This window comes from Stagnihabitans lacustris (assembly GCF_025950525.1).
Taxonomy (GTDB): domain Bacteria; phylum Pseudomonadota; class Alphaproteobacteria; order Rhodobacterales; family Rhodobacteraceae; genus Stagnihabitans.
This window is the reverse complement of sequence record NZ_JAPDGS010000010.1, coordinates 42,172-69,029: the sequence shown is the minus strand read 5'-3', so window position 1 is coordinate 69,029 and position 26,858 is coordinate 42,172. Positions and strand designations below refer to the sequence as shown.

At 64.6% G+C, this 26,858-nt stretch carries 24 protein-coding genes and 1 pseudogene; 13 read left to right on the top strand and 12 right to left on the bottom strand.

Annotated features, from left to right (window positions below):
- The first annotated feature begins 17 nt into the window (after positions 1-17).
- From NX862_RS17560 to NX862_RS17525, 8 genes are all read left to right on the top strand, one after another.
- Positions 18-914, top strand: coding sequence for a LysR substrate-binding domain-containing protein (locus NX862_RS17560; RefSeq protein WP_264495239.1), 897 nt, complete (start codon positions 18-20; stop codon positions 912-914).
- A gap of 103 nt (positions 915-1,017) precedes the next feature.
- The gene (locus NX862_RS17555; RefSeq protein ID WP_264495238.1) at positions 1,018-2,142 is read left to right on the top strand and encodes a polyamine ABC transporter substrate-binding protein; all 1,125 of its coding nucleotides are present in this window, start codon (positions 1,018-1,020) and stop codon (positions 2,140-2,142) included.
- 63 nt (positions 2,143-2,205) lie between these two features.
- Positions 2,206-3,051 (top strand): ABC transporter permease, encoded by an 846-nt coding sequence (locus NX862_RS17550; RefSeq protein WP_264495237.1) that lies wholly within the window; start codon positions 2,206-2,208, stop codon positions 3,049-3,051.
- Complete coding sequence (locus NX862_RS17545; protein WP_264495236.1) at positions 3,048-3,851, top strand: ABC transporter permease; 804 nt, start codon at positions 3,048-3,050, stop codon at positions 3,849-3,851. The genes NX862_RS17550 and NX862_RS17545 overlap by 4 nt, the downstream gene beginning before the upstream one ends.
- 3 nt (positions 3,852-3,854) lie before the next feature.
- Positions 3,855-4,943, top strand: coding sequence for an ABC transporter ATP-binding protein (locus tag NX862_RS17540; protein ID WP_264495235.1), 1,089 nt, complete (start codon positions 3,855-3,857; stop codon positions 4,941-4,943).
- A 1-nt stretch (position 4,944) separates the two neighbouring features.
- Positions 4,945-5,109, top strand: a complete 165-nt coding sequence (locus NX862_RS17535; RefSeq protein WP_264495234.1) for a hypothetical protein — start codon at positions 4,945-4,947, stop codon at positions 5,107-5,109.
- A 15-nt stretch (positions 5,110-5,124) separates the two neighbouring features.
- The gene (locus NX862_RS17530; RefSeq protein ID WP_264495233.1) at positions 5,125-6,357 is read left to right on the top strand and encodes an aminopeptidase P family protein; all 1,233 of its coding nucleotides are present in this window, start codon (positions 5,125-5,127) and stop codon (positions 6,355-6,357) included.
- 46 nt (positions 6,358-6,403) lie between these two features.
- Positions 6,404-7,405, top strand: coding sequence for a GlxA family transcriptional regulator (locus NX862_RS17525; protein ID WP_264495232.1), 1,002 nt, complete (start codon positions 6,404-6,406; stop codon positions 7,403-7,405).
- 376 nt (positions 7,406-7,781) lie between these two features.
- Here the strand turns inward: NX862_RS17525 and NX862_RS17520 are convergent.
- From NX862_RS17520 to repA, 6 genes and pseudogenes are all read right to left on the bottom strand, one after another.
- A pseudogene (locus NX862_RS17520) lies at positions 7,782-12,372 on the bottom strand (RecQ family ATP-dependent DNA helicase).
- Positions 12,373-12,376: 4 nt separating this feature from the next.
- On the bottom strand, positions 12,377-12,622 hold the full coding sequence (locus NX862_RS17515) for a helix-turn-helix domain-containing protein (RefSeq protein WP_264495231.1): 246 nt from the start codon (positions 12,620-12,622) through the stop codon (positions 12,377-12,379).
- Positions 12,623-12,689: 67 nt separating this feature from the next.
- Positions 12,690-12,959, bottom strand: a complete 270-nt coding sequence (locus tag NX862_RS17510) for a hypothetical protein (RefSeq protein ID WP_264495230.1) — start codon at positions 12,957-12,959, stop codon at positions 12,690-12,692.
- A 799-nt stretch (positions 12,960-13,758) separates the two neighbouring features.
- The gene (repC, locus tag NX862_RS17505) at positions 13,759-14,814 is read right to left on the bottom strand and encodes a plasmid replication protein RepC (RefSeq protein WP_264495229.1); all 1,056 of its coding nucleotides are present in this window, start codon (positions 14,812-14,814) and stop codon (positions 13,759-13,761) included.
- A gap of 239 nt (positions 14,815-15,053) precedes the next feature.
- On the bottom strand, positions 15,054-15,914 hold the full coding sequence (gene repB, locus NX862_RS17500) for a plasmid partitioning protein RepB (protein WP_264495228.1): 861 nt from the start codon (positions 15,912-15,914) through the stop codon (positions 15,054-15,056).
- A 95-nt stretch (positions 15,915-16,009) separates the two neighbouring features.
- Entirely contained in the window at positions 16,010-17,209 is a 1,200-nt protein-coding gene (gene repA / locus NX862_RS17495) for a plasmid partitioning protein RepA (protein WP_264495227.1), read from the bottom strand.
- A gap of 432 nt (positions 17,210-17,641) precedes the next feature.
- On the opposite strand from repA, the gene NX862_RS17490 reads away from it, so the two are divergent.
- The gene (locus NX862_RS17490) at positions 17,642-18,052 is read left to right on the top strand and encodes a hypothetical protein (RefSeq protein WP_264495226.1); all 411 of its coding nucleotides are present in this window, start codon (positions 17,642-17,644) and stop codon (positions 18,050-18,052) included.
- Between the two features lie 7 nt (positions 18,053-18,059).
- Here the strand turns inward: NX862_RS17490 and NX862_RS17485 are convergent, their stop codons facing one another.
- The 5 genes from NX862_RS17485 to NX862_RS17465 form a co-directional block, all read right to left on the bottom strand.
- Positions 18,060-18,656, bottom strand: coding sequence for a response regulator transcription factor (locus NX862_RS17485; RefSeq protein WP_264495225.1), 597 nt, complete (start codon positions 18,654-18,656; stop codon positions 18,060-18,062).
- A 294-nt stretch (positions 18,657-18,950) separates the two neighbouring features.
- Positions 18,951-19,538: a peptidoglycan-binding protein gene (locus NX862_RS17480; protein ID WP_264495224.1), complete on the bottom strand. Its 588-nt coding sequence runs from the start codon at positions 19,536-19,538 to the stop codon at positions 18,951-18,953.
- A gap of 23 nt (positions 19,539-19,561) precedes the next feature.
- On the bottom strand, positions 19,562-20,191 hold the full coding sequence (locus tag NX862_RS17475; RefSeq protein WP_264495223.1) for a response regulator transcription factor: 630 nt from the start codon (positions 20,189-20,191) through the stop codon (positions 19,562-19,564).
- Between the two features lie 289 nt (positions 20,192-20,480).
- The gene (locus tag NX862_RS17470) at positions 20,481-20,927 is read right to left on the bottom strand and encodes a hypothetical protein (RefSeq protein ID WP_264495222.1); all 447 of its coding nucleotides are present in this window, start codon (positions 20,925-20,927) and stop codon (positions 20,481-20,483) included.
- Between the two features lie 256 nt (positions 20,928-21,183).
- Positions 21,184-23,661, bottom strand: coding sequence for a hybrid sensor histidine kinase/response regulator (locus NX862_RS17465; protein WP_264495221.1), 2,478 nt, complete (start codon positions 23,659-23,661; stop codon positions 21,184-21,186).
- Positions 23,662-23,928: 267 nt separating this feature from the next.
- Here NX862_RS17465 and NX862_RS17460 point away from each other — a divergent pair, with 267 nt between their 5' ends.
- Positions 23,929-24,552 carry a response regulator transcription factor gene (locus tag NX862_RS17460; RefSeq protein ID WP_264495220.1) on the top strand — a complete coding sequence of 208 codons (624 nt, stop codon included), beginning with the start codon at positions 23,929-23,931 and terminating at the stop codon, positions 24,550-24,552.
- A gap of 6 nt (positions 24,553-24,558) precedes the next feature.
- Here NX862_RS17460 and NX862_RS17455 read toward each other — a convergent pair whose 3' ends face one another.
- Positions 24,559-24,714, bottom strand: a complete 156-nt coding sequence (locus NX862_RS17455; protein WP_264495219.1) for a hypothetical protein — start codon at positions 24,712-24,714, stop codon at positions 24,559-24,561.
- Between the two features lie 441 nt (positions 24,715-25,155).
- Between NX862_RS17455 and NX862_RS17450 the strand changes: the two genes are divergently transcribed.
- The 3 genes from NX862_RS17450 to NX862_RS17440 all read left to right on the top strand — a co-directional run bounded on the left by NX862_RS17450 (position 25,156) and on the right by NX862_RS17440 (position 26,817).
- A complete protein-coding gene (locus NX862_RS17450; RefSeq protein WP_264495218.1) occupies positions 25,156-25,641 on the top strand; it encodes a hypothetical protein in 486 nt (161 codons plus the stop codon).
- A 65-nt stretch (positions 25,642-25,706) separates the two neighbouring features.
- Positions 25,707-26,321 carry a response regulator gene (locus NX862_RS17445; RefSeq protein ID WP_264495217.1) on the top strand — a complete coding sequence of 205 codons (615 nt, stop codon included), beginning with the start codon at positions 25,707-25,709 and terminating at the stop codon, positions 26,319-26,321.
- Positions 26,322-26,325: 4 nt separating this feature from the next.
- On the top strand, positions 26,326-26,817 hold the full coding sequence (locus NX862_RS17440) for a putative pterin-binding protein (RefSeq protein ID WP_264495216.1): 492 nt from the start codon (positions 26,326-26,328) through the stop codon (positions 26,815-26,817).
- The last annotated feature ends 41 nt before the right edge of the window (positions 26,818-26,858 follow it).

Below are 26,858 nucleotides of genomic sequence, written 5' to 3'. Positions count from 1 at the left end.
TGTGAGGGCAAATCCTGATGGCCGTCCTTGTCAACCTTCCGACCGACCTTCTGCGCACCTTCATCACGGTGGTCGAACTTGGCGGCCATTCCAAGGCCGGGGCGGCCCTGGGACGCAGCCAGCCTGCGATCTCCTTGCAGATCGGCCGCCTGGAAGAGCTGGTCAAGGCGCAGCTTCTGACCCAGGAGGGCCGCGCGATCCGTCCGACCCCTGCTGGCGAGGCGCTGCTCAGCTATGCCCGCGAGATGGTGCGCACCAATGACGAGGCGGTGAACTACTTCCACCGCACCGATCGTTCGGGCGTCTTGCGCATCGGCCTGCCCACGGATTACGCGGTGGCCTTCCTGCAAAACACCCTGACGCGCTTCATGCAGGACAACCCCTCGGTCGACCTGGAGATCCACTGCGACCTCAGCCGCGAGCTGCACAAGATGCTGCGCGCCGAAGACCTGGATCTGATCATCGCCACAATGCAAAGCCCGCGGATGCCCTATATGTCGCGGTCCTGGGTCGAACAGCCGATCTGGGCCGCAGCCGAGGCCTGGGCGCCCGATCCCGCCCGCCCCCTGCCCCTTGGCGCCCATCTGGAGGGCTGCGACTACCGCGCCCGCATGCTGGAGGCCTTGGACGGTGCGGGGCGGCGCTGGCGACTGGTCTATTCGGGGCCGGGGATTTCCGGCCTGCAAAACGCGGTGGCCAATGGGCTTTGCGTCACGGCGCTGACGAAAGCGACGCTGTTGCCGGGCATGCGGCAGTTGACGGAAGACGAAGGCTTTCCCCGGCTGGAGCCGTTGCGGATCGGCCTGTTCTACAAGCATCCGCGCCTGACGGCGGCGGGGCTGCACCTGGTCAGCGAACTGGTCGCAAGCCTGGAAAGCGTGGGCTCTGGCGTGGCCTGGGTCAGCCCGGGCTAAGATTGCCCGCGCTTATGGACCGATTTCGATTACCGATTTAACATTATCCGGGGCCGCCCGTAACGTCCTTGTTACAAGAACACTTCCCAACAGGACGAACCCCATGACCCGCACCCCTGCCTTGCCGCAGGGTCTGCCCCGTCGCGCCTTTTTGGCGACCGGCGCAGCCCTGCTTGCCACCCCGATGCTGTCGCGCCGCGCCTTTGCCGCGCCCACCGAATTGACCATGCTGGCCTGGTATGGCCATGCCGAACCCGATGTCGTGGCCGAATTCGAGGCGGAAAACAACGTCAAGTTCGTGCCGAAATACTACACCGGCGGCGACAACATGCTGGGGCTGATCTCGCAGTCTCCGCCCGGGACCTTTGACGTGATCCTGTCGGATGCCGAATATGTCCAGGCGCTGAACCAGGCGGGCTATGTCGAGGAGATGGACCCCGCCGACTATGCGCTGTCGGACTACTTCCCCGAATTCCAGAACTTCCCCGGCAACTGGCAGGACGGCAAACTGTTCTCCTTGGTGACGCGCTTCGGCTTCCTCGGCGTCGCCTACAACACCGACGCCCTGACCGAGGCCGAGGCTTCGACCTATAACGTCTATTGGGACCCGAAGCTGACCGGCAAGGTCGGGCATTTCGACTGGCACTTGCCGAACCTGGGGCAACTGAGCCTTCTGACCGGCAACAAGGCCCCCTATGACATCGACGAGGCGGCCTTTGCCGCGCTTCAGGACAAGACCCGCTCTCTGCGCAGTCAGATCGGCGGGTTCTTCGACTATGGCGGCACCTTCTCGTCCCTGAACGACGGGCAGATGCTGGCCTTCTGCGGCATCGGCGACTGGATCACCGGGGTGCTGGAAAAGAACGGTGCCAAGGTGCGCTCGGTCATCCCGCAGGAAGGCGGGCTGCAATGGTCCGAGTGCTTCTCGATCGGCAAAGGGTCGACCAAGGCGGACCTGGCCAAGAAGTGGGTCCAGTATATCACTTCGGCCAAGGGTCAGGCCAAGTCGGCGCAGATGGCGGCTTATCCGGCCATCGTGCCGAACCAGAAGGGCTGGGAGGCCTTGCAGGCCGAGAACCCCGCCGAGGCCAAGCGCCAGGGCATGACCAAGGAGGCGGGCAACGCGATGGACATGATCCGCGCGGGCCGCATCCAGAATCGGCAATGGCCGCTGCAACAGGATCTCGGCGCCTGGAACGACTTCTGGTCGGACTACAAGGCGTCCTGAGCCATGGCGGCCGTTGATCTGGAGGGGCCGGAGACGGCCCCCATCCCCCGCAGGAGCCCCCCCATGCGCCGCATGCCCTCGCTTTACGGCCTGACCTTCTCGCTGCCGCTTCTGGCCTGGCAGCTGTTGTTTTTCGTCTTTCCGCTGGTCTTCCTGGTGGCCCTGTCCTTCTGGACCGTCAAGAACTTCACCATGCAACCGGGGTTCGATCCGGTGAATTGGGTGACGATGTTCGCCCGTCCGGTCTTTTGGCAGGCTTACGGCACGACGCTGGCGCTGGCCACCATGGCGGCCCTGGTGACAAGCGCCCTCGCCCTGCCCTGCGCCTATGCCGTGGCCTTCAAGCTTTCGCCCAAGGGCCAACGCTGGGCGATCTTCCTGATGGTGATCCCGTTTTTCACCAGCTACCTGGTGCGGGTCTATTCCTGGCAGATCTTTCTTTCGGATGCGGGGATCATCAATGTCCTCTTGGGGCGCCTGGGCCTCGGCCCCTTCCACCTCTTGAACACTGTCTTCGCCACGCTGGTCGGCTACCTGACGCTCTGCCTGCCGCTGGTCGTGCTCTTGCAGCTCTTCAGCCTGATCTTCATCGACCGCACCCTGATCGAGGCCGCGCATAACCTGCGCTGCGGTCGGCTGCGCACCGTCTTCGAGGTCGTGATCCCGGCGGGCCGCGTCGGCCTGGTGATCGCGGCGCTCTTCGCCTTCATCCTGTCGTTTGGCGATTTCGTCAGCCCGATCTACCTGGGCGGCGGAGACCCCACGACGCTGTCCATCCTGATCACCGACACGACCAAATCGGGCCAGCAATGGCCGAGGGCTGCGGTGATCGCCCTGACCATGATCGCGACGCTGATGGTCGTGGCCTTCGCCGCCATCCGTTTCGCCTATAAGGGGCGCGCCAAATGAGTGCCAATCCCGCCAACCGCAGCCGCCTGGTCGACCTTGGCCTTCGCGCCTATGTGGTGCTGGCCTTCGCCTTCGTCTTCGCCCCCATCGCGGCCAGCTTCGTGTTTTCCTTCAACTCGGACCGCTTTCCGTCGATCCCCCTGGGGCAAATGTCCCTGCAATGGTATCAGGCCGTGGCCAGTGACCCGCTGGTCTGGGAGGGCCTGCGCAACACCCTTGGCATCGGCGTCATCGTGGGCCTGGTCTCGACCGCGCTGGGGTTCGGGGCGGCCTATACCGACTTCCGCTTCAAGTTCTTCGGCAAGCAGGTCTACATGGCGCTGGCGCTGTTGCCGCCGACGATCCCGGTGGTGATCATGGGGCTGGCGATGCTGGCTTACCTGTCGCGCATCGACCTGTCGGGCAATGCGCTGTCGGTCATCATCGCCCATGTCGTCATCTGCGCGCCCTTTGCCATGGCCATCGTCCGGCTGCGCCTGTCGCAGATGGATGCCGACCTCGAGGCCGCGGCCTGGAACCTTGGCGCCTCGGAGTGGAAGGCCATGGCCCATGTGATCGTGCCCTTCACCCTGCCCGCGATCCTTGGTGCGCTGTTCATCACCATGGCCGTCAGCTTCGACGAATTCGCCATCGCCTGGTTCGTCTCGGGCCTGAACGAGACCTTGCCCGTCAAGGTCCTGGGCTTTTTGCAAGGCCAGGTCAGCCCGCGCATCAACGCCATCGGCACCTTCGTCTTCGTCCTCTCTATGGGGCTGGTGATCGGGGCGCAGGTGCTTTTGTCCCAGAAATCCAAGGAGTAACGCATGGAACCGCTCGTTTCTTTCGAAGGCGTGATCAAACGTTATGGCGATTTCGTCGCGGTCAAGAAGATGGATTTCACGATCCGGAAGGGCGAGTTCCTGGCGATCATGGGCTCGTCGGGGTGCGGCAAGACCACGACGCTGCGGATGCTGGCGGGGCTGGACGCGCCGACCGAAGGCGTGATCCGGCTGTCGGGGCAGCCCATCGACCACCTGCCGACCTGGGCGCGGGATACGCCGATGGTCTGGCAGAGCCTGGCGCTGTTTCCCTTCCTGAATGTCCGCGAAAACGTCGAATTCGCGCTGAAGATGCGGGGGATGGGGCGGGCCGCGCGGCGGCAAAAGGCCGAACACTGGCTTGACCGCATGCAGATCCTGGAGTTCGCCGACCGCAACATCGCACAGCTTTCCGGCGGCCAGCGTCAGCGCGTGGCGCTCGCCCGGTCGCTGGTGGTGGAGCCACAGATCCTTTTGCTGGATGAACCGCTTTCCGCGCTGGATGCCGCGCTGAAGGTGCGGATGCAGTCGGTGCTAAAGACCCTGCAGCGCGAAACCGGGATCACCTTCGTCTATGTCACACACAGCCAATCCGAGGCCTTTTCGATGGCCGACCGCGTGGTGATCATGTCGCGCGGCCAGATCGAACAGATCGGCACCCCGCAAGAGATCTACGGCACCCCCCGCACGCGCTTTGTGGCCGACTTCCTGGGGTCGTCGAACATCTTCACCGGCACGGTGCGGCACTCTTCGGCCCAAGGCGTCGAGGTCGAAACCCCGGACGGCCCTGTGACCCTCACCGGTGGCGCCTTCGCCGCCCCGCCCAAGGCCGGAGAGACCGCAACCCTGACCGTGCTGGACACCAAGACCCAGTTGGGCCTTGTGCCTCCAGGTGGCGCCAATGCGATCCGGGTGCGTGTGATCGGCGAGGAATTCGTGGGCGCCACGGCCACGATCTACCTGGAAACCGCGCAGGGCCGCGAAATCCGCGTGCAGAAGTCCCATGACGAGCTGGCAGGCCTGCCGCTGGGCATCGGCCAAGAGCTTTTCGCCCATTGGTCGCCCACCGACAGCCACCTTGTCGCGGAGGCCTGAGATGAGCCCCTTCGACACCCACCGCCTGACCCCGCTTGCGCTGGACGAGGCCGCAGCCAGGGTGCCCCAGACCCTGATGCCCGGCGGCGGCCTGACCCAAGCCCAAATCGACGCCGTTCCCCTGGGCCGCCTGACCGCCTGGCTGGCCCGTCTGTTCAATCGTTAAAACCGGAGACCCCAAATGCAACGCGAAAGACTTCAGAACTATGTCGGCAACGGCACCCCCGTCGCCCCGACCTTTTCCGCCCCCGAGATGCAACGCCGCCTGGACGCCATCCGCAAGGTGATGGCCGCCCAGGGCATAGATGCGGCGCTTTTCACAAGCTATCACTGCATCAACTACTATGCCGACTTCCTGTTCTGCCAATTCGGCCGCCGTTATGGGTTCCTGGTGGACCACAATGTCGCCACCTCGATCTCGGCGGGCATCGACGGCGGCCAACCTTGGCGGCGCACCTTCGGCGGGCGGAACGTCACCTATACCGACTGGCAGAAGGACAACTATTTCCACGCCATCCGCCAGCTGACCGGCGGCGTCAAACGGCTGGGGATCGAGTTCGACCACATCACCATCGACACGCTGAACCTGTTGAAAGCCGAATTCCCGGGGATGGAGTTCGTTGACATCGCCGCGCACTCCATGCGCCTCCGGATGATCAAATCGGCGGAAGAAATCACCCATATCGAGAAGATGACCCGCATCGCCGATATCGGCGGGGGCGCGGTGGTCGAGGCCAGCCTCGTCGGCACACCGGAACACGAGGTCGCCTTGCACGCCACCGCCACGATGGTGCGTGAAATCGCCCGCATCTGGCCGCAGGGCGAGCTTTTGGACACCTGGACCTGGTTCCAGTCCGGCATCAACACCGACGGCGCCCATAACCCCGTCACCTCGCGCAAGATCGAGGCCGGGGATATCCTGTCGCTGAACTGCTTCCCGATGGTGGCCGGTTACTATGTCGCGCTGGAACGCACGCTGTTTGCCGAACATGCCTCGGATGAACACCTGCGGCTGTGGGACTTCAACTGCCAGATCCATGACCGCGGCAAAGAGCTTTTGGTGCCGGGCGCCAAGTGTTCCGACATCGCCAAGGAGCTGAACGAGATGTATGCGGCGCAAGACCTGCTGCAATACCGCTCCTTCGGTTATGGGCACTCCTTCGGCGTGCTCTGCCACTATTACGGCCGCGAAGCGGGGTTGGAGCTGCGCGAGGATTGCGACACGGTGCTGGAGCCCGGCATGGTCGTCTCGATGGAGCCGATGATCACCATCCCGAACCATATGGCCGGCGCGGGCGGCTACCGCGAACATGACATCCTGGTCATCACCGAAGGCGGCAACCGCAACATCACGGGCTTCCCCTATGGGCCAGAGCATCTGATCGTCGCGGGCAAGCGCAAGGCGGCCGAATAACCCAACCGGGGGCCGCAGCCCGCGGCCCCCAACCCCCGAGGCCCAAATGACCGCCAATTTCATCGCCAAAGGCGTGGCCCATGTGGCCGTGCCCGCCCAGGCCCAACCCCTGCGCGTGACCTTCGTCCTGTTGGCCGATTTCAGCCTGATCGCCTTTTCCTCCGCCATCGAGCCCCTGCGCATCGCCAACCAACTGGCGGGCCGGGCGCTGTTCGAATGGACCGTCCTGTCCGAGGACGGCTTGCCCGTCACCTGCTCGAACGGCTTGGTCGTGCAGGTCGATGGCGCGCTGTCGGACACCCCGCCCCGCGCGCTGTTGTTCGTCTGCGGCGGGGTTCAGCCCGAGCGGACCGCCACCCGCCGCGTCGCCGACTGGCTGCGCGCCCAGTGGCGGCTGGGACGGACCGTGGGCGGGCTTTGCACCGGCGCCTATGCCCTGGCCAAGGCCGGGCTCTTGCAGGGGCGCACCTTTACGCTCCATTGGGAGAACCTGCCGCCCTTTGCCGCCACCTTCCCCCATCTGACCCCGGTCGAGCAGCTTTACTGCCTGGACGACCGCATCCTGACCTGTGCCGGGGGCGCGGCGGCCACCGACCTTTTCATCGAGATCGTCGCCCGCAATCATGGCCAGCGCCTGGGGGATGCGGTCCTGAAGATGTGCCTGCATGGCCAGCAGCGTCCGGCGCATCTGCAACAACGGCTGTCGCTGTCTTCGACCCTGGGCATCCGCAGCCCGCTTTTGGTCGCGGTGATCCGGCGGCTGGAGACCGATATCAGCGCCGAGGTCGACCTTTCGGCCTTGGCCCGCGACCTGGCGACCTCGCGCCGCAACATCGAGCGCATGTTCGAACGCTATGTCGGCACTTCGCCCAAGCGCTATCTGAACCAGTTGCGGCTGGAACGGTCGCGGGCCCTCTTGACCGAGACAGACATGGCGCTGTGCGACGTGGCCGAGGCCTGCGGCTTTGCCAGCCCGAACACCTTCGCCAAGGCCTTTCGCCAAAGATACGGCGTCTCCCCGCGCCGTGTCACCAACCTGCCCGCATGACACGGCTTGCGCGGGCTGTTGGGTCCATTCATGGGACCGGATGCAACCCGCGCCCGACAGGGTGTCTTCATCGTCGCAATCCGCAACCTGACCTGTCGCTGGAAACTTTGCCCACGACCGCGACATGTGCTGCCGGTCGCGCAGGCGGGGACCTCCTGTCGACACACGAACCTGGGCCCGTCGTGTTCACATGCCATCTGTCAGACGGCTGCTTTCAGCGTTTCGCAGTCCCTGAACCCTGCGGACCGCTTCGGGCCAGTCACGCAGCCGATGCCATAGGCGGTCGCAAGGCATCGCAATCTGCCGAAAAGATAGGCACCAAATTGGTCCCGTTGCTGCGATGCAACATCAGAACGCCGGTTCCAGGTGGAAGGCATCAGACCATCCCCAAGCCGAAGCAGATTTCCGGCAGGGCGACTTCCCATGTCTCGTGTTTCAGATGCGGCCGGAAGGCGTCCTCGTTGTCGACTGCACGCCAGTTGACGACGGCCCCCAAGGTCGCGGACAGGATGGCTTGACCCGGCGGCGGGCTCCAGACCTTGCGCATCACTCCGATCTGGCGGCCCTTTGTATCCAGGATCAGCCATCGTTCCGCCTTGGGATGCAAGGTCAGGGGGCCCCCGATCTGCGCTTCGGCCAGGGCCTTGTGGCAGTCGTGCCCGTTCCATTGGCGGCCGACCCAAGAGAGGTCGACCGCTTTCATGTCCGGCATGGCCCAGGTGATCAGCGGCGGGGCAAGCCTTGGTTCATGCGTCACTTTCCGGCGCAGGGCAGAGGCTGGAAGAAAGGGATGCTGACCCGTCGCGATCAGGGCCAGGCTGCGCCGCGCCCTTGTCATGGCGACGTAGAACAGGCGGCGCGGGGCGGCAACGTCCTCGCCTCGGGACAGGCCCGCCCAATTGCCATCCAGGATCACGACATCCTCGAACTCCAGCCCCTTCGCCCGGAGGGCCGTCAAAAGCAGAAAGCCGCGCACATTCCGGCCCCATTCCGCGAACCACTCGACCAGATCGGCGCCAGGCGCGGCCTTGTCGTTCAGGTCGCGCGCCAGCGCCGCGATGCCCTCGGCGATCACGCCGGTCCATCTGTTCTGCGTCATTCCGTTCAGCACATCCAGCAGATGCGGGATACCGATCAGGCCCTTTTCCTCGCGGATGCGCGCAATGAAGGCCTGCACCTTGCGCAGGCGCCAGAGGCTTGGCAGGTCCTCGTTGGCCATGTCGACCGGGATGCCCTGCGCCTCGGCATAGGCCCGCACCGGGTTCAGGCTGCGCCAATCGCGCGAGATCACGGCGGCGCGGTCCCAGCGGAAATCGGGCACCAGCCGGGAGAGACGCAAAAGTTCGTCCACCGCCGCCATGGCCTGGGCCTGATCGCCCGCCGCCACATGCAGCACCTGCACCCTGCCCTGGCCACGGGATCGAAGGCGGCAAGCTCGGCGGGCAGCTTGGCGCGTGCCGCATCAATGCGGATGTCATGCCCCGCCGTCATGCGGTCGGGCGCCTCGGTTATGACCTCGGTGGCGGCCTGGATGATGGCGGCGGTGGAGCGGTAGTTTTCGATCAGGAACTCGGGCTTGGCCTTGTAATCGGCCTCGACGGCGCGGATGAACTGCACCGAGGCGCCGGCAAATCCATAGATGTTCTGATCGTCATCCCCCACGGCAAAGAGGCTGAGACGCAGATCCGGGTCTTCCAGCGAGCCTCCCGCAACGGCGGCGATCAGGGCATATTCCTCGGGGCCGATGTCCTGGTATTCCTCGACCAGAATCCAGCGATAGCCCTGAATCAAAGTGTCTCGCTGCGCCTCGGGGCGGGTCAGGCCCTCGCCGTTCAACAGGCTGACCGCCTGCAACACCACGCGGTCGAAATCCTGCGCGGCCCCACCGGCAAAGCTTGCCCCCACCAGCCGCATCGCAAGCGCATGGCAGGTCGAGACGGTGACGTGACCCGCCGCCTCGCCCACCAGGGGACGCAGACGATGGCGAATTTCGGCGGCGGCATGACGGTTGTAGGACAGCACCAGGATGCCACGCGGGTCCTCACGCTTGACCCGGATCAGATAGGCAATGCGATGGACCAAAACGCGGGTCTTGCCGGAACCCGGACCTGCCAGAACCAGCACATTGGTGGCCTCGCGGTCATCGGTGACGATCTTTTGCTGAACCGGATTGCCCAGGCCCTCGACAATGGTCTTCCACGAGGTCCCGGTGGTCTGACGGCGGATTTCAGGCCCCCTGCCCGGCAGCCAGCGCTTGGCAAAGGCCTCGCGGTCCAGGACGAAGTAATCCTCTGACAGCCGAAGGGCCTTGGACATTTCCGCAAGCCCCGTCTCGGCATAGACCGCAAAAGCGCATCCCCATTCAGCGCCGCGACCATGGCCCCCATCGTCGTCTCGACCTGCAGGTCCTTGCCGCGCTGGCCCTCCATGTCGCGTCCATCGCGCGCCATCGACCTTAGCAGCATCTCGACGATATCCGGGCGGACCGTTGCGTGGCCCCGGTCGCGCAGGGTCTGGCTGGTCTCGTTCAGCGCAAGGGTGTCGTCCCCGGCATCGGGGGCCAGCTCGCGCATCAGGGCGATGAGGTCGGCCTCCATCCGTGCCGCCTGCCCCAGACGCGGGAGCGAAGCGCCGGCCACCCCGGCATGGACAAAGACCGTGACGGCGGTGTCATTGCTGGCGATATCCAGCGCCTCAAGATGGGCCATGGCTTTCGACAGCGCCTTGGGCGGCAGGCCGCTGACCTCGGTCAGTTGATCGGTCAAGATCCCCAGGTCGGGCGGCGCAGTCATCAGGTGACGGGTGATCGAGAGAAGCTCCAGCCGCCGCGTTCCGGTGATCGCGGCGCGGTCCAGACGCGTTTCGGCCTCGGCCAGGGTGCGGATGCGCAAAGAGGAGGGGAAGACCTGCACCCGGTTTTCCTCGCGGGAAAGAAGCGTCGCCTCTTCCAGCCAGGAGATGGCCGTTTTCACCCGTGTGTCATCGGTGTTGCTGTCGCGTTCGAACTCTTGGTCGCGCTCTTGCCGAACGATCTCGCCGCTGGTGGCCACGACCTGGCCGGATTTCCGGCTGCGCTCGTCGATCCGCCGGATCGCCTTGAGGATCGCGCCGATCTCGTGGCGGGCCAGCCGGGACCGGGCCGAAAGGGAGAACTGCCGTTCAACATCATCGGCCGCATAAACCACCTGCAAGAGGCAGGCTGGCGGTCGCGCCCTGCCCGCCCAGCCTCTTGCAGGTGGTTTTCCAGCGACCCGGGGATATCGGCATGGACGACAAGACGGATGTCGGGCTTGTCGATCCCCATGCCGAACGCATTGGTGGCAGCGATGACGCGCAAATCCCCGATGCGGAAACGCTCCTGCGTCTCGCGCTTTTCCTCAGGCGTCAGGCCGGCATGGAAATGGGCGGCATCCCAGCCGCTGGTCTTCAGGAACTGCGCGATCCGTTCGGTTTCCTTGCGCGACGAGGCATAGACCACGGCACCAGATCGGCCTTCCGGGAGGGTCTCGATCGCCGCCAGGATGTCATGCATCTTGCCGGCCTTGGTCGTGGGCCGGATCTCGAAGGTCAGGTTCGCCCGCGTCGCACCCCCGTCAAAAATCGCCATCTCGACCCCCAGCCGCGCCTTGAAGTGATCGCTGATGTCGCGCACCACCTCGGGCTTGGCCGTGGCCGTCAGACAAAGGACCGGCACATCCGCCCCCGTCTCGCGGATGAAAAGGTTGACATAGCGGCAATCGGGGCGGAAATCGTGCCCCCATTTCGACACGCAATGCGCCTCGTCCAGCACCCAAAGCCCGATCTCACGGCTGGCCAGTACCCCCCGCACCGAGGTCGATCGGCAGTTGTTCGGGCGAGATCAGCAGCATCGACGCCTCCCCCAAACGCACCCGGTCCAGTGCATCCTGGCGTTCCGGCAAGGAGAGCATCCCGTTGATCGTCACCGCCGAGGAAATCCCCGCCCGCGCCATGCCCTGCACCTGATCGGCCATCAGCGCGACAAGCGGAGAGATCACCACACTCAGCGCGCCGGTCTTGTCGTATTTCGTCAGCGCCGGGATCTGGTAGCAGACCGATTTGCCGGTTCCGGTGGGCAGGATGCCCAAGAGGCTATCGCCGCCCATCGGCTCGGCGACGATGCGTTCTTGCAGGGGGCGACCTTCTGGATCGACAGGTTCCGGCCGGAAGGCGGAATAGCCGAACCAGCGCGACAGGGCCTTTGCGGGGTCGTTCTTCTCGCGGCACCAGGCGCAATCGGGCGCGCCGCAGTCGCTGTCACGCAGGAAACGGACGATGGCGGAGGCCTCTTTGAACTGCGCCCGGACCCAGGGCGGCATGACGCTGTCGCCGCCGGAAACCCCGATCCAGGCCAAGGCATAGGCCATGGGCCAGCCGATCTGGGGGGAATGGATGCGGGTCATGGTCTGGCGGATGCGCTGCGCACAGGCCTGGCCTTCAAGGAGGCTGAGGATCGCGGCTTCAGCCTCCGCGGCGACGGCGGCCCTTCCGCGCAGGTGACGGAAAACGGCGTCGAACCCCTCCGAAAGCGCTGCCCGCGTCGTCAGGTAATGCCAGGCGGTCAAGGCATCGGCGCTGTGCCCCGACAGCGCCAGAAGCTGATTGCGCAGGACCTGGAAGACCAACCTTGCATCCAGTTCCGGGTCATTGACATGGCCCGCCTGAAGTCGGCCATCGTGATGGTGTTTGACCAGATGGTGATAGGGATTGCGCGGAAAGGCGAGGGGATTGAGCCAAAGCGTGTCGATCGGCGCCGCTTGAAGCCCGGGCCTTGCCGCCCAAAGATGGGGCAGGTCATGGCGCAGGATGGTGTGGCCGATCAAATGCCGAGGCGACGCGGCCTCGATTTGGTTCAGGGCCTGGGTTATATCCCCTGTTGCACGGATCGCGGGCCGCAACCTTTGGGTTGCAATTCCGGCCAGTGTCGCCGCCCAAGAACAGGAATACATGGCATCAGTCGTTGTCGAGCGAGACGCCAATCAGCCCATCCCGATCCGGAAAATGAAAGCGAATACCCTTGACCATATAGGCCTTTGCAAGGGCTTCGACGTTGCTGGAATTGGCACGCCCCGGCCCCGAGATCTCGCTTTCAAGGCGCTTCAACGTGGGCAGCGATATGCCGGCCAAAGCCGCTATTTCGGCCTGGCTCGCATCCAGCATGGCCCGCGCGGCGCGAAAATGGGCGGCCCGAAGGAACATGTGTGGTCCTTTTGTATCTCGACTTTGGATTGCGACCTGCTTTTGCGACTTCCTTGATCCCTTCGTATCATAAAAGAGCATAACGGCGCAACCGAGCCGTCTTCACCGCGTTTGCCGCCAGTTTCGACGACGTGGTGGAGATGGAGACCTTTGGCGTGGATGACGTGCGGTACCCTCGCACTCTCTGCCCATCGGTCTCGCCGCACTTGAGGTCTTCAGGACGCACATAGCCGCGATGACGGCCCCGCTTGCCCTCGCGGTCCAAGGTGACGAAGCCCCCTGCCCCTGCGGTCTCCTGAGGATCGAAGATCAGCGGCCTGGTTTCCAGCACGTCCATCGCCGCGACCAAGTCTTCGAGCCGCGTGTTTATGTCCTGTGGCCCAGGTCATAGGTGCAGCTTTACCAGACTGACGACCCCGGCCATTGTCAAAGCCATAGGTCAGCCCTTGGACGACAACGCCTGGCCTCGGCGCGCATGGGGATTTCCATGAGTTGCTCCCACGTCGTATCATCCTCGGCAGACATCAGGGAGGGAACTTCAGCCGTTAACGCACGACCTGCAGCGTGACGATAGATCCTCCGCGACACGTCTCGCGTCGAGTTGAGAGGGCGCGGAATTGGTCGAGTGGGCAAAGGGCGACGCGCGGCATGTCTTCGGCCCGCGGGTCATCCTCGGCGAGGATTGCCGACCCGGCGTCGCGCTCGATGCAAGGGATAGGGGCCGCCTTGACGCGCGCTTCTCTTTCAACAGCCGGGGCTGGGGCTGGAAACGGCGCCCACCGGCCAGGATCTTGGGCTTGCCGGTCTCCGCCTCCGCTTCGTGCAGAACGTGCCGGGCGTTCTGGCTCTGAAGGAGCTCGCTGTGGGCGATGTCCTTCGCCAGCCTCTTCACCGAGACCCCTGCCCTGATGTGCCAAATGTCGGGCGACGGGGATTTCGCGTGAGGGCGACAGATGACATTCTGAGCGGCCGTGGCCATAAGGGTATCGCCACGAGCCACTTTCTTGATCTCAGCCATCGTCCAAATCCCTTCCTTCACTTGCGTGCTTTGGCTGGCACAGTTTCGGCCACCGTATTTGGTGACGGACCAGTGCCTGTTGGATAAGTGGTACGCGAAACGTCCACCGCGGTGGACATCATGCCACCGCCGCTTGCTGTTGACCCATCCTCGCAAGAAGGCGCCAAGGTCGGAACTGGCCGGCCTTTCGCCCCAGCGTGATGCTGTGGAAATAAGCCGCGCAATTCCTTACCCGGTTGCTGAGTTGCAGCAGGATGAAAATCGTCGCGGCGGCTTTCCTGGAGCCAAGGGTGCGGCCCGCATCTTCGTAGGCTTGGCGGTGAATTCCCATCATCGGAGCCAGTGTTGCTGCGTGTCGTTCGACGTCGTGCCAGGTCGCCAGCGGGGCCGTGGTGTAGACCATTGCTTCGCTGCAAGCCGCGGTCAGGTCTTGCAGATTCGGAAGTTCTGTGTCGGCGACCGTTTCAGATTCTTTTCTTACTTCTTCAGACCTAGAAAGATGCCGGACAATTTGCCCGTCATTGCCGGACAAATGCACCGGACGGACGGCGTCCACCGCGGTGGACATCTGCTGAAGCGTGGTGTCGATGTCGTCAATCAAGCTCTGGTATTGCGTGGCGGACAGCTTGCGGCGAAGCATCTTCCGAACCGTCTGCGCAACGGCATTGTCCGGCTCTGTCGTGTCGACGATGGCGAGCTTTGCCAAGAGCTGCTTGCGAAGAAAAACCTGGTCTCGCAGGGTGTCTTGCAGGTCGCTCGCGGCTTTAAGGACTTCCTCGGCGCGCGCCATCATGGGGGCCAGGGACAGGCCAAAGCTGAGCGTCTGGCCATCGCAGGCGCTGACCCTATAGCGTTTGCCGTTCGGGCTGTTGTGCCGCTCGATGAAGCCAAGCTCGACGAAGCGGTCGATGTGCCTGCGAAGGGTCCGCTCGTCGACGCCGCCCGTCCTGCGGCAAATCTCGACATTTGACGCGAAGACCGTGGTGCCCTGACCCGGCCGGAGGAAGCTCAAAAGCGCCTGAAGGCTCTGGATATGCCCGGGCTTGAGCCCAAAGCAGGCCCTTGCATCGCGCAGGGCGCGGAAGACCTCCCAGGGATCGGGAGACAAGTCCTTATCCTGCCGGTCGCGATGCGCGGGGCCGGAGGTCCTTGCGGTAATCTGATTGAATGTCATGTGTGCTGAACGACGGCCACGTCGGCCCACAGGTTCCCGGCGCCTTCCGCGGTTTTTCACGCGAAAAGACAACAAAATCACGTCCACCGAATCGGTGACTCTTGACCGCTGTGTGGGAGATTGCTACATCATGGGTGCAAATCGACGATGGGCTCTCCGAGGGAAACCTTGGGGGGCTCTTTTCTTTCTGGCCTTCGCTACTCTCCTTCTGCTCGGGGTTGCCTCATTTTGGCCGAGGGTTAAGCCCTCTGGCCGCTCTCATTCCGCCATTGCTGGAAGAGGTCCTGAAGCACGGCTTCAGCGCGTTCTTCCAGCCAAAGGCCGAATTCCGGATTGTCCTTCCGCGCGACCTTGATCGCCACGGATTTCGCATCAAGGGACAGTTGGCCAACCACCTCGCCACTGTGGTCCTTCACGAGGATGCTTCGGGCCAAAGACTTGGCCTTGGGTTCTTTTGCCGCGCGCGAACAGGCGTCAAAGACGATCTGAAACCGTTCCGCGCTGGTCGCCTCTTGGGGCAGGGCGCTCAAGGCGGTCCTGGCAACCGTGACAAGCGAGATCTTTGCCGAAAGGTCCGCAAGGTCGCCCCATTGCCGACGCCCCGTGCCATGCGCCGGGCCGATCAACCGGATCAGCTCTTCGGGGAGTTGTTCGACCACCACCCTGTGGTTCGACACGCCCTGCCGGGTCAGGCCAAGCGCATCCTGGATGACGCCAGGCTTATATCCGGCCTCCTGCATCTCTTTGATGAACAACGCCTTTTCGATGAAGGACGGGTCCAGACGCAGGTTGTTTTCCTGCCCCTGTGCAATCAGGGAAGCGTCGTCATCCAAGGTCCGCACGATGGCCTTGACCGGGCCCCCGACCTTGCGAATGGCCGCCAGGCGGCGCCGTCCATAGACGACGCGATACCGATCCGGCCGATCCGAGGGGCGGACCATGATCGGAACTTGCTGTCCATGCTTGCGGATGCTCTCGGCAAGATCCGCGATCCCGTCATCGTCGAAGGCCAGCCGGTCCCGCAGCCCGTCGATGTCGATCATCTCAGGGTCGATATCGCGGATCGAATTGGCCGTGATCTCGCGAAGCGAGTCGCGCAAGCCCCCGACCGAGCCGCCAAACTTCACAGGCTTCGACGGGGCAGGGGGGGCGGCCGCATCTTCCTTGGGTGGCTGGTTAAAGATGTTGCGGCCCATCAGCGTCGACCCCATGCCATCTGAATCGTCTGCTCCAACTCGTCCGCCACGTTGTTCACGCTGGCGAGCGCCCGATCAATCGTCTTGCGGATCAGCTGGCCGGGATCGACCTCATAGATCGTCTGCTGCGTCATCCCGGCATCGGAAATCGCCGTCGACTTCAGCATGGGTTCGGTCATGACCTGACCGGCAAGGATCGAGCGCAGATAACCGGCCATCTGTGTCTGCGGCCCGTCGGAGGGCTCATAGCGGGTGATCAGGAACTTGACGAAATCCCAGGTCACACGCCGCCCGATGGCTTCTTCGACCGCCTTCACGGTTTCAGAGGCAAGTTTCAGGAACTGGCTCATCGAGGCGATGTCCAGCATCCCCGGCACGACAGTCACCAGAAGCCCCGACGATGCCGCCAGCGCCGTCAGCGTCAGAAAGCCCAGCTGCGGCGGGCAGTCGATCATGACCAGATCGTAATCCGCCTCGACCTCGTCCAGCGCCAGGGCCAGCCGCTCGGCAAAGATCGGCTGCTGGCGGCGGGCCAGGGCGTTGGCGGTCTCGGTCTCGTATTCCGACAGCAAAAGGCCTGCGGGCACCATGTCGAGGTTGTGGAAATAGGTCTTCTGGATCACCGAGGACAGCGGAACCCGGCCCTCATAGCGCAGCGCGTCATAAATCGTGCCGCTTTCGGCGAATTCCAGCTCTGGTCGAAAGCCGAAAAAGGTCGTCAAGCTTGCCTGAGGGTCCAGGTCCAGCACCAGCACCCGATAGCCGCGCAGGGCGAAGCGTTGCGCCAGATGGATCGTGGCCGTCGTCTTCGAAGAGCCGCCCTTGAAATTCACCACCGAGATGACTTGGCGCTTGTCGCCCTCGCGCCGACCGGGCCGATAGGCATCGGCGTTCTTCCCCGTCCGCGCCAGGATGCCACGCAGGTCGTCGATCTCTTCGGCCGAATAGAAGCGATGGCCACGATTGTCCGAATAGACCTCGGGGAAGCTGCCGTCCTTGTGGCGGTTGCGCAGATTCGAGGGGCTGACGCGCAGAAGCTCGGCCACCTCGGTGGAACTGAAGCGCCGCAGTGATTTGCGCTCTTCGGGTTGAAGCGCGGCCTTCATTTGGCGGTTCAGGGACTCCGCAAGGCTGTCGGCATAGGCCCCGATATCTGACGAGCTGACGCCTTGATTGAGTTTCCCACCTAGATCACTCATGTGCTGCCCTCGGGCCCCTGGCAGGGCTCTTTGTGGTTCTGACGGCGTTTTGCCGTTCTGACGCGTTCTTTCGTCAAAACGGAAATGACATGAACGCGTGAGTCCGGCAAGAAGAATCTAGGTATGGTGCGAAAACTTATCCACATCCCCACGGGCCGTCAAACCAGCGCCGACCGGGCCTGAGGCGGAAGGCTTGGCGGCACGAAGGCGCTGATGTCGTCATCACGAGGCCCACCAGTTGAACAGCGCGCAAGGTTGATCCGACATGTCCACGGCAAAATGTCAGCCAGGTCCCACCCATGGCTCCCGGCCCGCTTGCCTTCAGGTGTCTTTCGATAGGGCATGAACACTTCGGGTTCCTTGGCAAAACCCGGGATTGCCGCTTTCCTGACCTTGGCCCTCCGGGGCCTGTCAGCGAGGGTAAGAACCGCTATGCCGCTCTATTTCATCCATTTCTCGTGCCACCTCGACATGGCCACTCCGGCCAAGGCTCAAGGTGCGTTGGAGCTGTTTCGGCAATGCCGGGCCGAGGATGCTTTCCGGGCCGCGCCCTTGGTCCGGGGCTTTGAAGTCTCGGTCGTCGATGCGCCACCCCATGCGACGCTGTGGCTGCATGACGATGATGGCGGCAATCCCGATGCCCTTGTGGCCTTTGTCTTGCGCCTTGCCGGCGAGTTTGACTTGGTGGGGCACTGGGGATTTCAATTTGCCCGCTGGTGTTCCTACCGTGAGGTCGAGAGCTTTGGCGGCGGGGCCTGGGCGCTTGACCTTGGGGCGCGCCGGATCATGGCGCAGACCTGCACCGCCGATTGGCTGGACGAGGCCCTGAAGGCCCCGGCCTGACCGCACCTTAGGTCAGGCCCCGGTTCGCGGCCCAAAGCGCCGCTTCGGTCCTGTTGCGCGCGCCGATCTTGCGGAAGAGGGTTTTCAGATGTCGCTTGATCGTCACGTCGCGAAGCCCAAGCTCTCGTGCCAGATCCTTGTTCGACAGCCCCTTGCCAAGGCCCCGGACCATCAGGTCCTCGCCCGGGGTCAGGGTCGGGCCCGCGCTAAAGGAATTTGCCTCGGACAGAGGGACAAAGACGGCCCCGCTGACCATAAGGCGCAGAGCCGCCACAAGGCTTTGCACCGACATGGCCTTGGACAGGCAGCCCGCAGCACCCAGCTGCAACGCGGCATCGACCACGCCTCGGGTCAGGTGTCCCGACAAAAGGGCCACCGGCACGCCGGGCGCGCGGGCCCGCATCGCGCTCAGGCCGGCAAGGTCGTCCATCCCCTGCATCCGCAAATCAAGAAGGATGACGTCAAAGCCCCCCGCGCCCTCCACGCGGTCCAGCGCCGAGGCCAGGTCCCGGGCGGTCTCGACCTGCGCCAAGAGATGCTGGCGCAGCACATGGGCGATGGCGTCACGCACAAAAGCATGGTCGTCAGCCAAGAGGATGCGCATGGCCGGACCCAAGAGGTGATCCTTCGATCAAGTCGCCTCTCGTCAGAGGGCGATTTTGCACCCTCCGCACGGTTGTTGTCCGCGATGGGTCAGGTATCAGTCCTGTAGGCGTTGCCCGGCGACCCTGAACCCTGACAGCTTGCGGCGCCCCGTGGGAGGACGGCGCGTCGTGGGCTGGATCGTGCGGGAGGGACGACCGGAAGGGTCCATCGACCCCGGCATTTCGCTTGTACTGCCCGAAATGCCGCGCCTCGCCCGGATGCCCCCCAGCATCCGGGCGCTTTCTTTTGCGGGTCATTGTTGGCCCAGCAGCATCAGGATCGTCGTGTCATCGGGCATGCCAGAGGGGGCCAAGCCGACCGAGCCCTGAAAGGCCTGCAACGCGGCCGAGGTCGTGGCGTCAAAGCTCCCCGCGGTCTGGGGCGGCGCCATCAGCCCCAGCGTCACCAGCCGAGCCTGGACATAGGCCAGGACTTCGGGGTGCAGCGGCATGGGCGGGTCTCCGATCGACAGGGGGGCGGCGGCGCTGCGGATGCGGGCGCCATCCAGTTTCCCGACCAGGGCCGACAGGGTAACTTGAACCAGCGCATCGGGATTGCTGGTGCAGGCGGCCTCCAGCAGGGCCTGAAGGATGCGCAGGTCCTGCAGCGGGACGACCTCGAACGTGTCGGGCTGGCTTTCGTTGCGGCCCGAAACATAGCCCGAAATCCACAGGCCAAGCGATTGGCGCAGGGCAGGGCCCTGGTCTGTCGCAAAGGCTTCGATCATGGCGCGGCACTGGGCTGACCCCAGGCCGCGCATGGCAAACTGGCCCTCGGTGGTGGCTGCGGTGGCGCCCTGCGCCACAAGAAGGGCTGCGGCCAGAAATTTCAGCAAAGTCATGTGGTTAATCCTTGATATGCGCATCAGATCCGGCCTTGGGCGCGGACGATGCTGACGGCATGGGCGCGGTTCTTGGCGCCGATCTTGGCGAAGATCGTCCGCAGATACATCTTGATGCGGACCTCCGAACTTTCGATCTGCCGGGCGATTTCCTTGTTGGTCAGCCCGGCCTGGACCATGTGCAGGATGCGCAGCTCGCGTTCAACCAGGGGGCGAGCCTCTGGCTCTTCGGGGTCGGACGCATCGCGGCGGGTGACGGGCATGAAGACCTCGCCCGAACACATCAGCCGGATCGCGGAGGGCAGGACCCGCATCGGGAGGGTCTTGGGCACGAAGCCCGCCGCCCCTTCGCGCAGGGCAAGCCGGGCGAAGGCCTCGTCGATATTGCCGGAGAACAGCGCCACCGCGCCGGTCTTGGCGGCCCGGATCACCTCGATCACACTTTCCATCCCGTTCATCCCGGGCATCTTGACGTCCAACAGCACCAGGTCGATCGGCGCCTCCTGCAGGGCGCGCAGCGTTTCGGCCAGGCTGTGGGCCGTGCGCAGTGTCAAATCGGTCTCGTTGCGCAGACCCTGGGTCACAGCGTCAATAAGCAGTTGGTGGTCGTCGGCGATCAGGATCGTCGTGAGGGCAGGGGTGAAATCTTCCATGGGGTCCTTCTTCCGATGGCTCGCCCTCTCGAATCGAGCCACGCGTGCCCTTTGGATCATTGCCGGGGACCCGGCCGAGTTACAGACGCGCAAGCGGTTGAGAAGGCTGAAAAATGGGCTATGGAAGTGCGGAAGGGGATGGGGCGCTCCGAACGGGTGTGGCGGCCATCCGTCTGGAATACGCCGCACAGGCGCCTCCACCCCTTCGCAGGGTAAGGCGCCTGTGCGGCGGCGGGTTTCGGCTGCGGTGTGGAAAGGGCGGGCGGTTGCGCCGGCAACCCGGGGCGGGTCAGAGCCCCGCGCGCAAGTCCTTCAGACGGGCGACCCAAGCGGGATTGTTCACCTCGCGCGCCTCTGTCAAAGCATATTCCAGCGACGAGAAGGCCACCGGCGCCCGCAAGGAGGCGTCGCAAAGGGCCAAGCGTTCCAGGCTGAAGTCATCCACAGCCAGGTCGCCGGAGACCAGGATCACGGGCAGGTCGGGGCGCGTGTCGCGCAGCTTTCGCAAACTGTCAAAGGCGGGCAGGATGCCGCCCATGGCGTCAAGGTCGATGACCACATGGGTCGGCGCCATCAGGCCATCCCGGGCCAGACCGTTCAGCTCGTCGATGTCCGGCGCGATCCATTGGACAAGGGCGCCAAGATCTCCAAGCCATAGCGCAGGCGACAAAAGCGCGCCATCGACACGGCCCACCATGAGGATGGTCAAGGTCTCGATGCCGTCGACGCTGGGCATCTCCGGGAAGCGCAAGTTGACGTCGGGCGCCGGGCGGGACAAGGGGGCCTTTGGGTCGGCCAAAAGCGCCAAGAGCCGACGAAGCAGTCCGGCCTTTGACTTATGGGTCTCGGTCAAGGCGACCATGGCACTCCCTCGCGCTGACAAGGGGTTCACTCTGCGACGTCCGGGATGGCACGACCAGTGTCGCACAAGTGCGCCGCAGGTCGCGAAAGATAGGTCCGAGACTCCTTCGGGTCTGAAAGCGCGTCGGCAGTCAGAGCGGGCGCCCTTCGGCGGACCAAAGCGACAGACGGCGGGTGATCTCGGACAGCCCCGCCGCGTGCAGCGGGCCAAGGCTTTCGATTTGGGCGCCAAGGCTGGCGATTGGGTCGGTCCTCGCGGCGGTCTCCAGCTTGCGCAGGGCGGCGGCCAGGGCGGCAAAGCCCAGCATGGCCGCCGATCCGGCCTCGCGGTGGGCCAAAAGGGCCAGCTGCTCGGCCTCGCCCGCCGATTGCGCGGCGGCGATGGCCGCAAGCGCGGTGTCAACCTCGGCGGCAAAGCGCGTCAGGGTCTGGCGCAGAAAGTCGGCGCCAAGCGATTGGATGAGGTCGTCGAAGACCTGGTCGTCGATCAGCAGCGGCGCTGGCCTCGGTTGATCGGAGGGCAAGCCCGGTGGGGTCCGGTGGGCAAACGCTGCCATGACCTCTTGCAGATGGGCCATGTCGACGGGCTTGGTGATGACGTCGTCCATGCCGGCCGCACGGAACTCGGCGCGGCGGTTTTCGTCGGCATGGGCGGTCAGGGCGATGATGGGCAGGCAGGCATCCTCGCCCCGCAGAAGGCGCGTCGCGGTCATGCCGTCCATCTTGGGCATCGAGACATCCATCAGCACCACGTCGAAGGGCTGATCCAACTGGATCTCCTCGACCGCCGCCGCGCCATCGGCGACCGCGACCACCTGATGACCGAGGCGCTCCAGCTGGCGGACCAGGAGGAGGCGGTTGATCTCGTTGTCCTCTGCCAGCAGAAGCCGCAGTCCCGCCAGCTTGGGCGCCACAGGCTCGGGCGGGGCCAAGGCTGCGGGTGGGGCGGCGGGTGGGGCAAGGGCGGCCTCGAAGGACAGGGCAAAGCGGCTGCCCTTGCCCGGTGTGCTGTCCACCGTGATGCGCCCTCCCAGCGCCTCGGCGGCCATTTTTGCGATACCCAGCCCCAGGCCCGAGCCGTCCTGGGTGCGCGAAAACGTGCTGTCCAGCGTCTCGAAGGCGTGAAAGATGCGCTGGAAGTCGGCGGCACTGATCCCGATGCCGGTGTCGCTGACGCTGATCTGGCAGAGCATCTTGCCCGGGGTCTCGGCCGGGGTGCAAAGGCAGCTGACGACGATGCGCCCCCCTTGGGTGAACTTGACGGCATTCGACAAAAGGTTGCCCACCACGCGCTTGACCAGCTGCAGCGGGGCATGTAGCTGCACGCGCCCATTCGGACCGGTCTCCAGCGTCAGGGCGGTGTCGTGCTGCTGCGCCCTCGCCTGGAACTGGCGAACCAGCGGCTGCAAGAGCCCGCGCAAGTCGAAGTCCAGCGCCGCATGACCCTTGTCCTGCGCGGTCAACTGGGTCAGCTCCAGCACGTTGTTGACCTGCTCAAGCGTTGTGTGGCCACAGGCCTCCATGATCCCCACGAGGTCGGCTTGCGCGGGGTCCAACGGTGTCGCCCGCAGCAGGTCCAGGGCAGAGAGAAGGCCGCTGAGGGGGGTGCGCATCTCGTGGCTCATCACGGCGACGAACCGGGCCTTGGCCTCTTCCCCCGCGCGGGCAGCGGCGAGGGCGCGCGCGAGGCGGGTCTCGCGGTCGATCTGGTCGGAGAGGTCCCGCAGGAAAGCGATGCGAAAGCTGCGGCTGTCGGGCGAGCGCATGGAACGCATGGTCAGTTCGACCGGGATGCGGGCGCCATCGGCGCGGCGGATGATGGTCTGGCGCTGGGTGCAGGCGGTCAGGGCCGAAACCTCGGGGTCGAGGTGGTCAGAAAGGTGGCGGCGCCGCTTGGGCTGGAGCGGCGGGCCCAAAAGCGCCTCAGTCACCTTGTTGGCGACGATGACGCGGCCATTGTCGGCGATGACGAGGACGCCATCCTGAGCGGCTTCGATCATCAGGCGCTGGCTGCGCAGGGCATGTTCCAGCTTGCGGGCGCGCGCGGCCAGCGCCCGGCCCTGCAGGTGGATGGTCAAAAGGAAGAGCGCCAGCGCCCCGATGGTCAGCAAAAGCGCGCCGGCAAAGACCATCAGGGTCGCGCGCAGCTCGCTCTTGGCGGCGTCAGCTGTTTCGGCGGCGGATTGCAGCGACCCGGTCACGGCGTGGTGGATCAGCGGCTGGACTTGGCCCGCCAGCTGGCTGAAGCGGTCCAGCTTGGCGCCAAGCTGGGCGGGGTCGTGGTCCAGCACCTCTTGCAGCTGGTCCATCAGCCCATGCGGACCGGCAAGCCGTCGCCAGCCTTCCGTCTGGCGTATGGGCAGGTCGGCGACAGCGGTGCCGTGGCGAATGGTCTGGACCCGGCTGAAGAGGATGTCGAAATTCTGGGCGACGCGGCCCAAGGCGGCCTGGTTCGCCCCAGAGAGCCGCGCCACAAGCAGGGCGATTTGCAGGCGTTGTAGGTCGACCTCCACCTGGGTCAGGTTCCAGACCAGGTTGTCGGACTGCGCCTGGCTTTGCAGGGTCAGCTGCCGGTCCAGTCGGGCGAGGACGACCGCTCCGAGGATCACGACGCCGCAAGCGATTGCAAAGACCGCCAGGGTCCGTCGCCGCGGAGCACCCTTGTGGGCCCCGAAAAGAAACTGACTTGGCCGCATGCCGTTGCGCCCCCGGTTTGCCAGTCGCTGGGCGCGCATCTTCGGTCGTTTGGCGGTCTTGTGGCAAGACACTCAAAGGTTGATACGCGCTATACCTTTGGGTGGGTTGGACTTTCCTGTGCGGAATAATATTGCCAAAACACGGTTACAAATTCCTTGCCTTTGGCGAAAGTGACTTCCATGGCCGCGACCCTCCCCCTGAGCATCCTTTTGGCCGATGACCACCAGATGGTGCTGGACATGCTGGAGAACTACTTGGTGAATTCGGCGGAATTCGCTGTGACCAAGGCGAACAGCCTGGACGAGGCCCTGGCCCGGATCACGGAGCAGGGGCCCTTTGACCTTGTGCTGCTGGATTGGCAGATGCCCGGGATGAACGGGCTGGAGGGGCTGCGGCGGGCCATCGCGGTCAATGGCGGGCGGGCGGTTGCGATCCTGACCGGCACGTCGGTGGCGCGGCTGATCGACGATATCCTGGGCGGCGGGGCGGCGGGGGTGGTTTTGAAGTCGACGCCGTTGCGCAGCCTGACCAATGCGATCCGCTTCATGCTCGCGGGTGAGGTTTATTTGCCGATGGAGCTGATGCGCAACCAGGCGTCGCGGCCGGGCGTGGGGCTCTTGTCGGATACCGAACTTTCGGTCCTGTCGGGATTGAGCGCCGGGCGGCAGAACAAGGAAATCGCGCTCGACCTTGGCTTGGCAGAACCGACGATCAAGATGCATGTCACCGCGATCTGTCGCAAGCTGGATGCGCGCAACCGGACGCAGGCCGTGGTTCGCGCGGGCGTCCTGGGGCTGACCTGAGGGCGCCTAGAACAAGCTTGCCACAAGCCGAAAGATCAAGACCCACAGGCCGCATCCCAGCACGACTGCAGGCAAGAGCCACCATCCGGCGGGCCAGCTTTGCTCGGCCGCCGTGGTGCGGGCCTTGGACGTGTGGTGCGGCGTGAATAGCAGGGGGGCCATGGCTGTCCTCGGTTCTGGGAAGCCTGATCTTGCCGAAGTCCGACGCCGGCGACAGGTCGGCATCCGGAGCCAAAGGGCGGGCAAGCGTCGGTGAACCCATCCGAAAGTCTGGCGGCGGTGTCATAAGGGTGTCACGGGGCACCCTGACAGGCCCCGATCGCGACGAGTCGGGGGGTCAACACCGAACCTGGGGCCATCCCCGCTTGCCAAAAGGGCGCTCGACTGCGCGGGTTCGGCCGCCTTTCTCTTTGCGGGGTCATGGCGCAAACGGTCAATCCCGGCAAAGACGATGCGGGCCTCCCATCCCTTCGGACCGGATCACATCGAAAGGATGTTCGGATCGGTATTCTGGATGGGCCCGTTACTCTCTTGCCAAGATTGTCTGGAACAGGGCTTCCGCCGAAAATCGCGCCCTGTGAAAGAGGTGCGATCACCATGGACATGTATCTGAAAAGATCCGAGGTCGCCACGATGGTGGCCTCGGCGACCGAATTTTCGACCAAGGCTGGGCATCAGGACCGGGGCGCGGGGGCAATAGGCTCTGCCGTGCTGGCCGTCGGCTGCGAAGCGGGCCTCGTCGCTCAGTTGGGCGCCTTGTTCGCCGCCCAGGGTCATGTCCTGATCCGCTGCCGCCGCCTGATCGACGTGCAAAGCCGGCAGTGGTTCTCGCGCACCTGGGCCCTGCATCATGTCTCGCATCTTCTGGTTGATGTCGCGGCTCTGGGCGGCCTTGCGCGCTGCCGCCAGGGCCTGCGCCGCATCAAGGACCTGATGCCGGACTTGCCTTTCATCCTGGTCGACGACGACAGGGCCATTGATCTTGACACCGTCGGGCACAGGCTTTTGTCCCGATGGGCCGCCCCGGCCTTTCCGCGGCCCGTGGCCCAGTGCGTGAAAATGACTGGTAAGCTTTTGGTAACCTTATAAAAACGTGGCGCAGGGGAGCCGCCGTGATAGGGCCTCCGCATCTGTGCCAAGAAAGCCCCCCAGACATGAAGATATTGCTCGCCGACGACCACGAGCTGGTCCGCGATTCCCTCGCGGCCCTGCTGCGCCACATGGGCAATGTCGAGGTCGTGACCGCCCCCAGCGTCGCCCGCGTCATGGAGGCCCTGCAGCCGGATGCGGGCTTTGACCTGATCCTGGTGGATTACGCCATGCCCGGGATGAACGGGTTGGACGGGTTCACCGCGATCCGCCAAGCGGCCGAGCCGGTTCCGGTTGCGCTGATGTCCGGCGTGGCGCCGCGTCCGGTGATCGAGCGCGCCTTGGCCGAAGGGGCGGCGGGCTATGTGCCCAAGACCATGTCAACCAAGTCGCTTTGCGCCGCCATCCGCTTCATGGCCGCGGGCGAGGTCTTTGCCCCGATCTCGCTGATGGCGGATGTCGACACGATCCAGACCCGCGAAGGCCCTGTCCAGCTGACCAAGCGCGAGATGAGCGTGCTGCAAAGCCTGTGCCGCGGCATGGCCAACAAGGAAATCGCCCTGGAACTGGGCTTGCAAGAGGTGACGATCAAGCTGCACGTGAAGTCGCTGTGCCGCAAGATGACGGCGCGCAACCGGACCCATGCGGCAATGATCGCCAAAGAGGCGGGGATTGGGTGAGGCGATGATCAGGGCCCTGCTTCTGTTCCTGCTTCTGCCCTTGGCTGCCTTTGCGCAGGACCCGGGGGCGACCTTGCTGACCATCGCCGGAAGCCGCCTGCAAAGCGGCGCGGACAAAGAGCTGGAGGTAAACATGGCCTGGCTGCGGGCGCTGCCGCAGCAATCCATCCGCACCTCGACAATCTGGACGCACCAGGTCGACGACTTCCAAGGCGTCCTGCTGCGCGACCTTGTGGCGGCGGTGGGAACCTTGGGCGGGTCTGTCCGGTTGCAGGCGCTGGACGGCTACGAGGTGACGATCCCCCTGGCGGAGCTTGGTCTCGATGCGCCGGTTTTGGCCTATCTGCGCAACGGCCAACCCATGAGCGTGCGGGAACGCGGTCCGATCTGGGTTCTGTATCCCTTCGACACCCACCCCGAATACCGCAACGAGACGACCTATGGCCGGGCCATCTGGCAAGTCACCAGGATCTCGTTCGTCGCGCCTGAGGGCTAACACCGCAATGCCCCTTTGGATCAGACCGACCCGCCACCCGA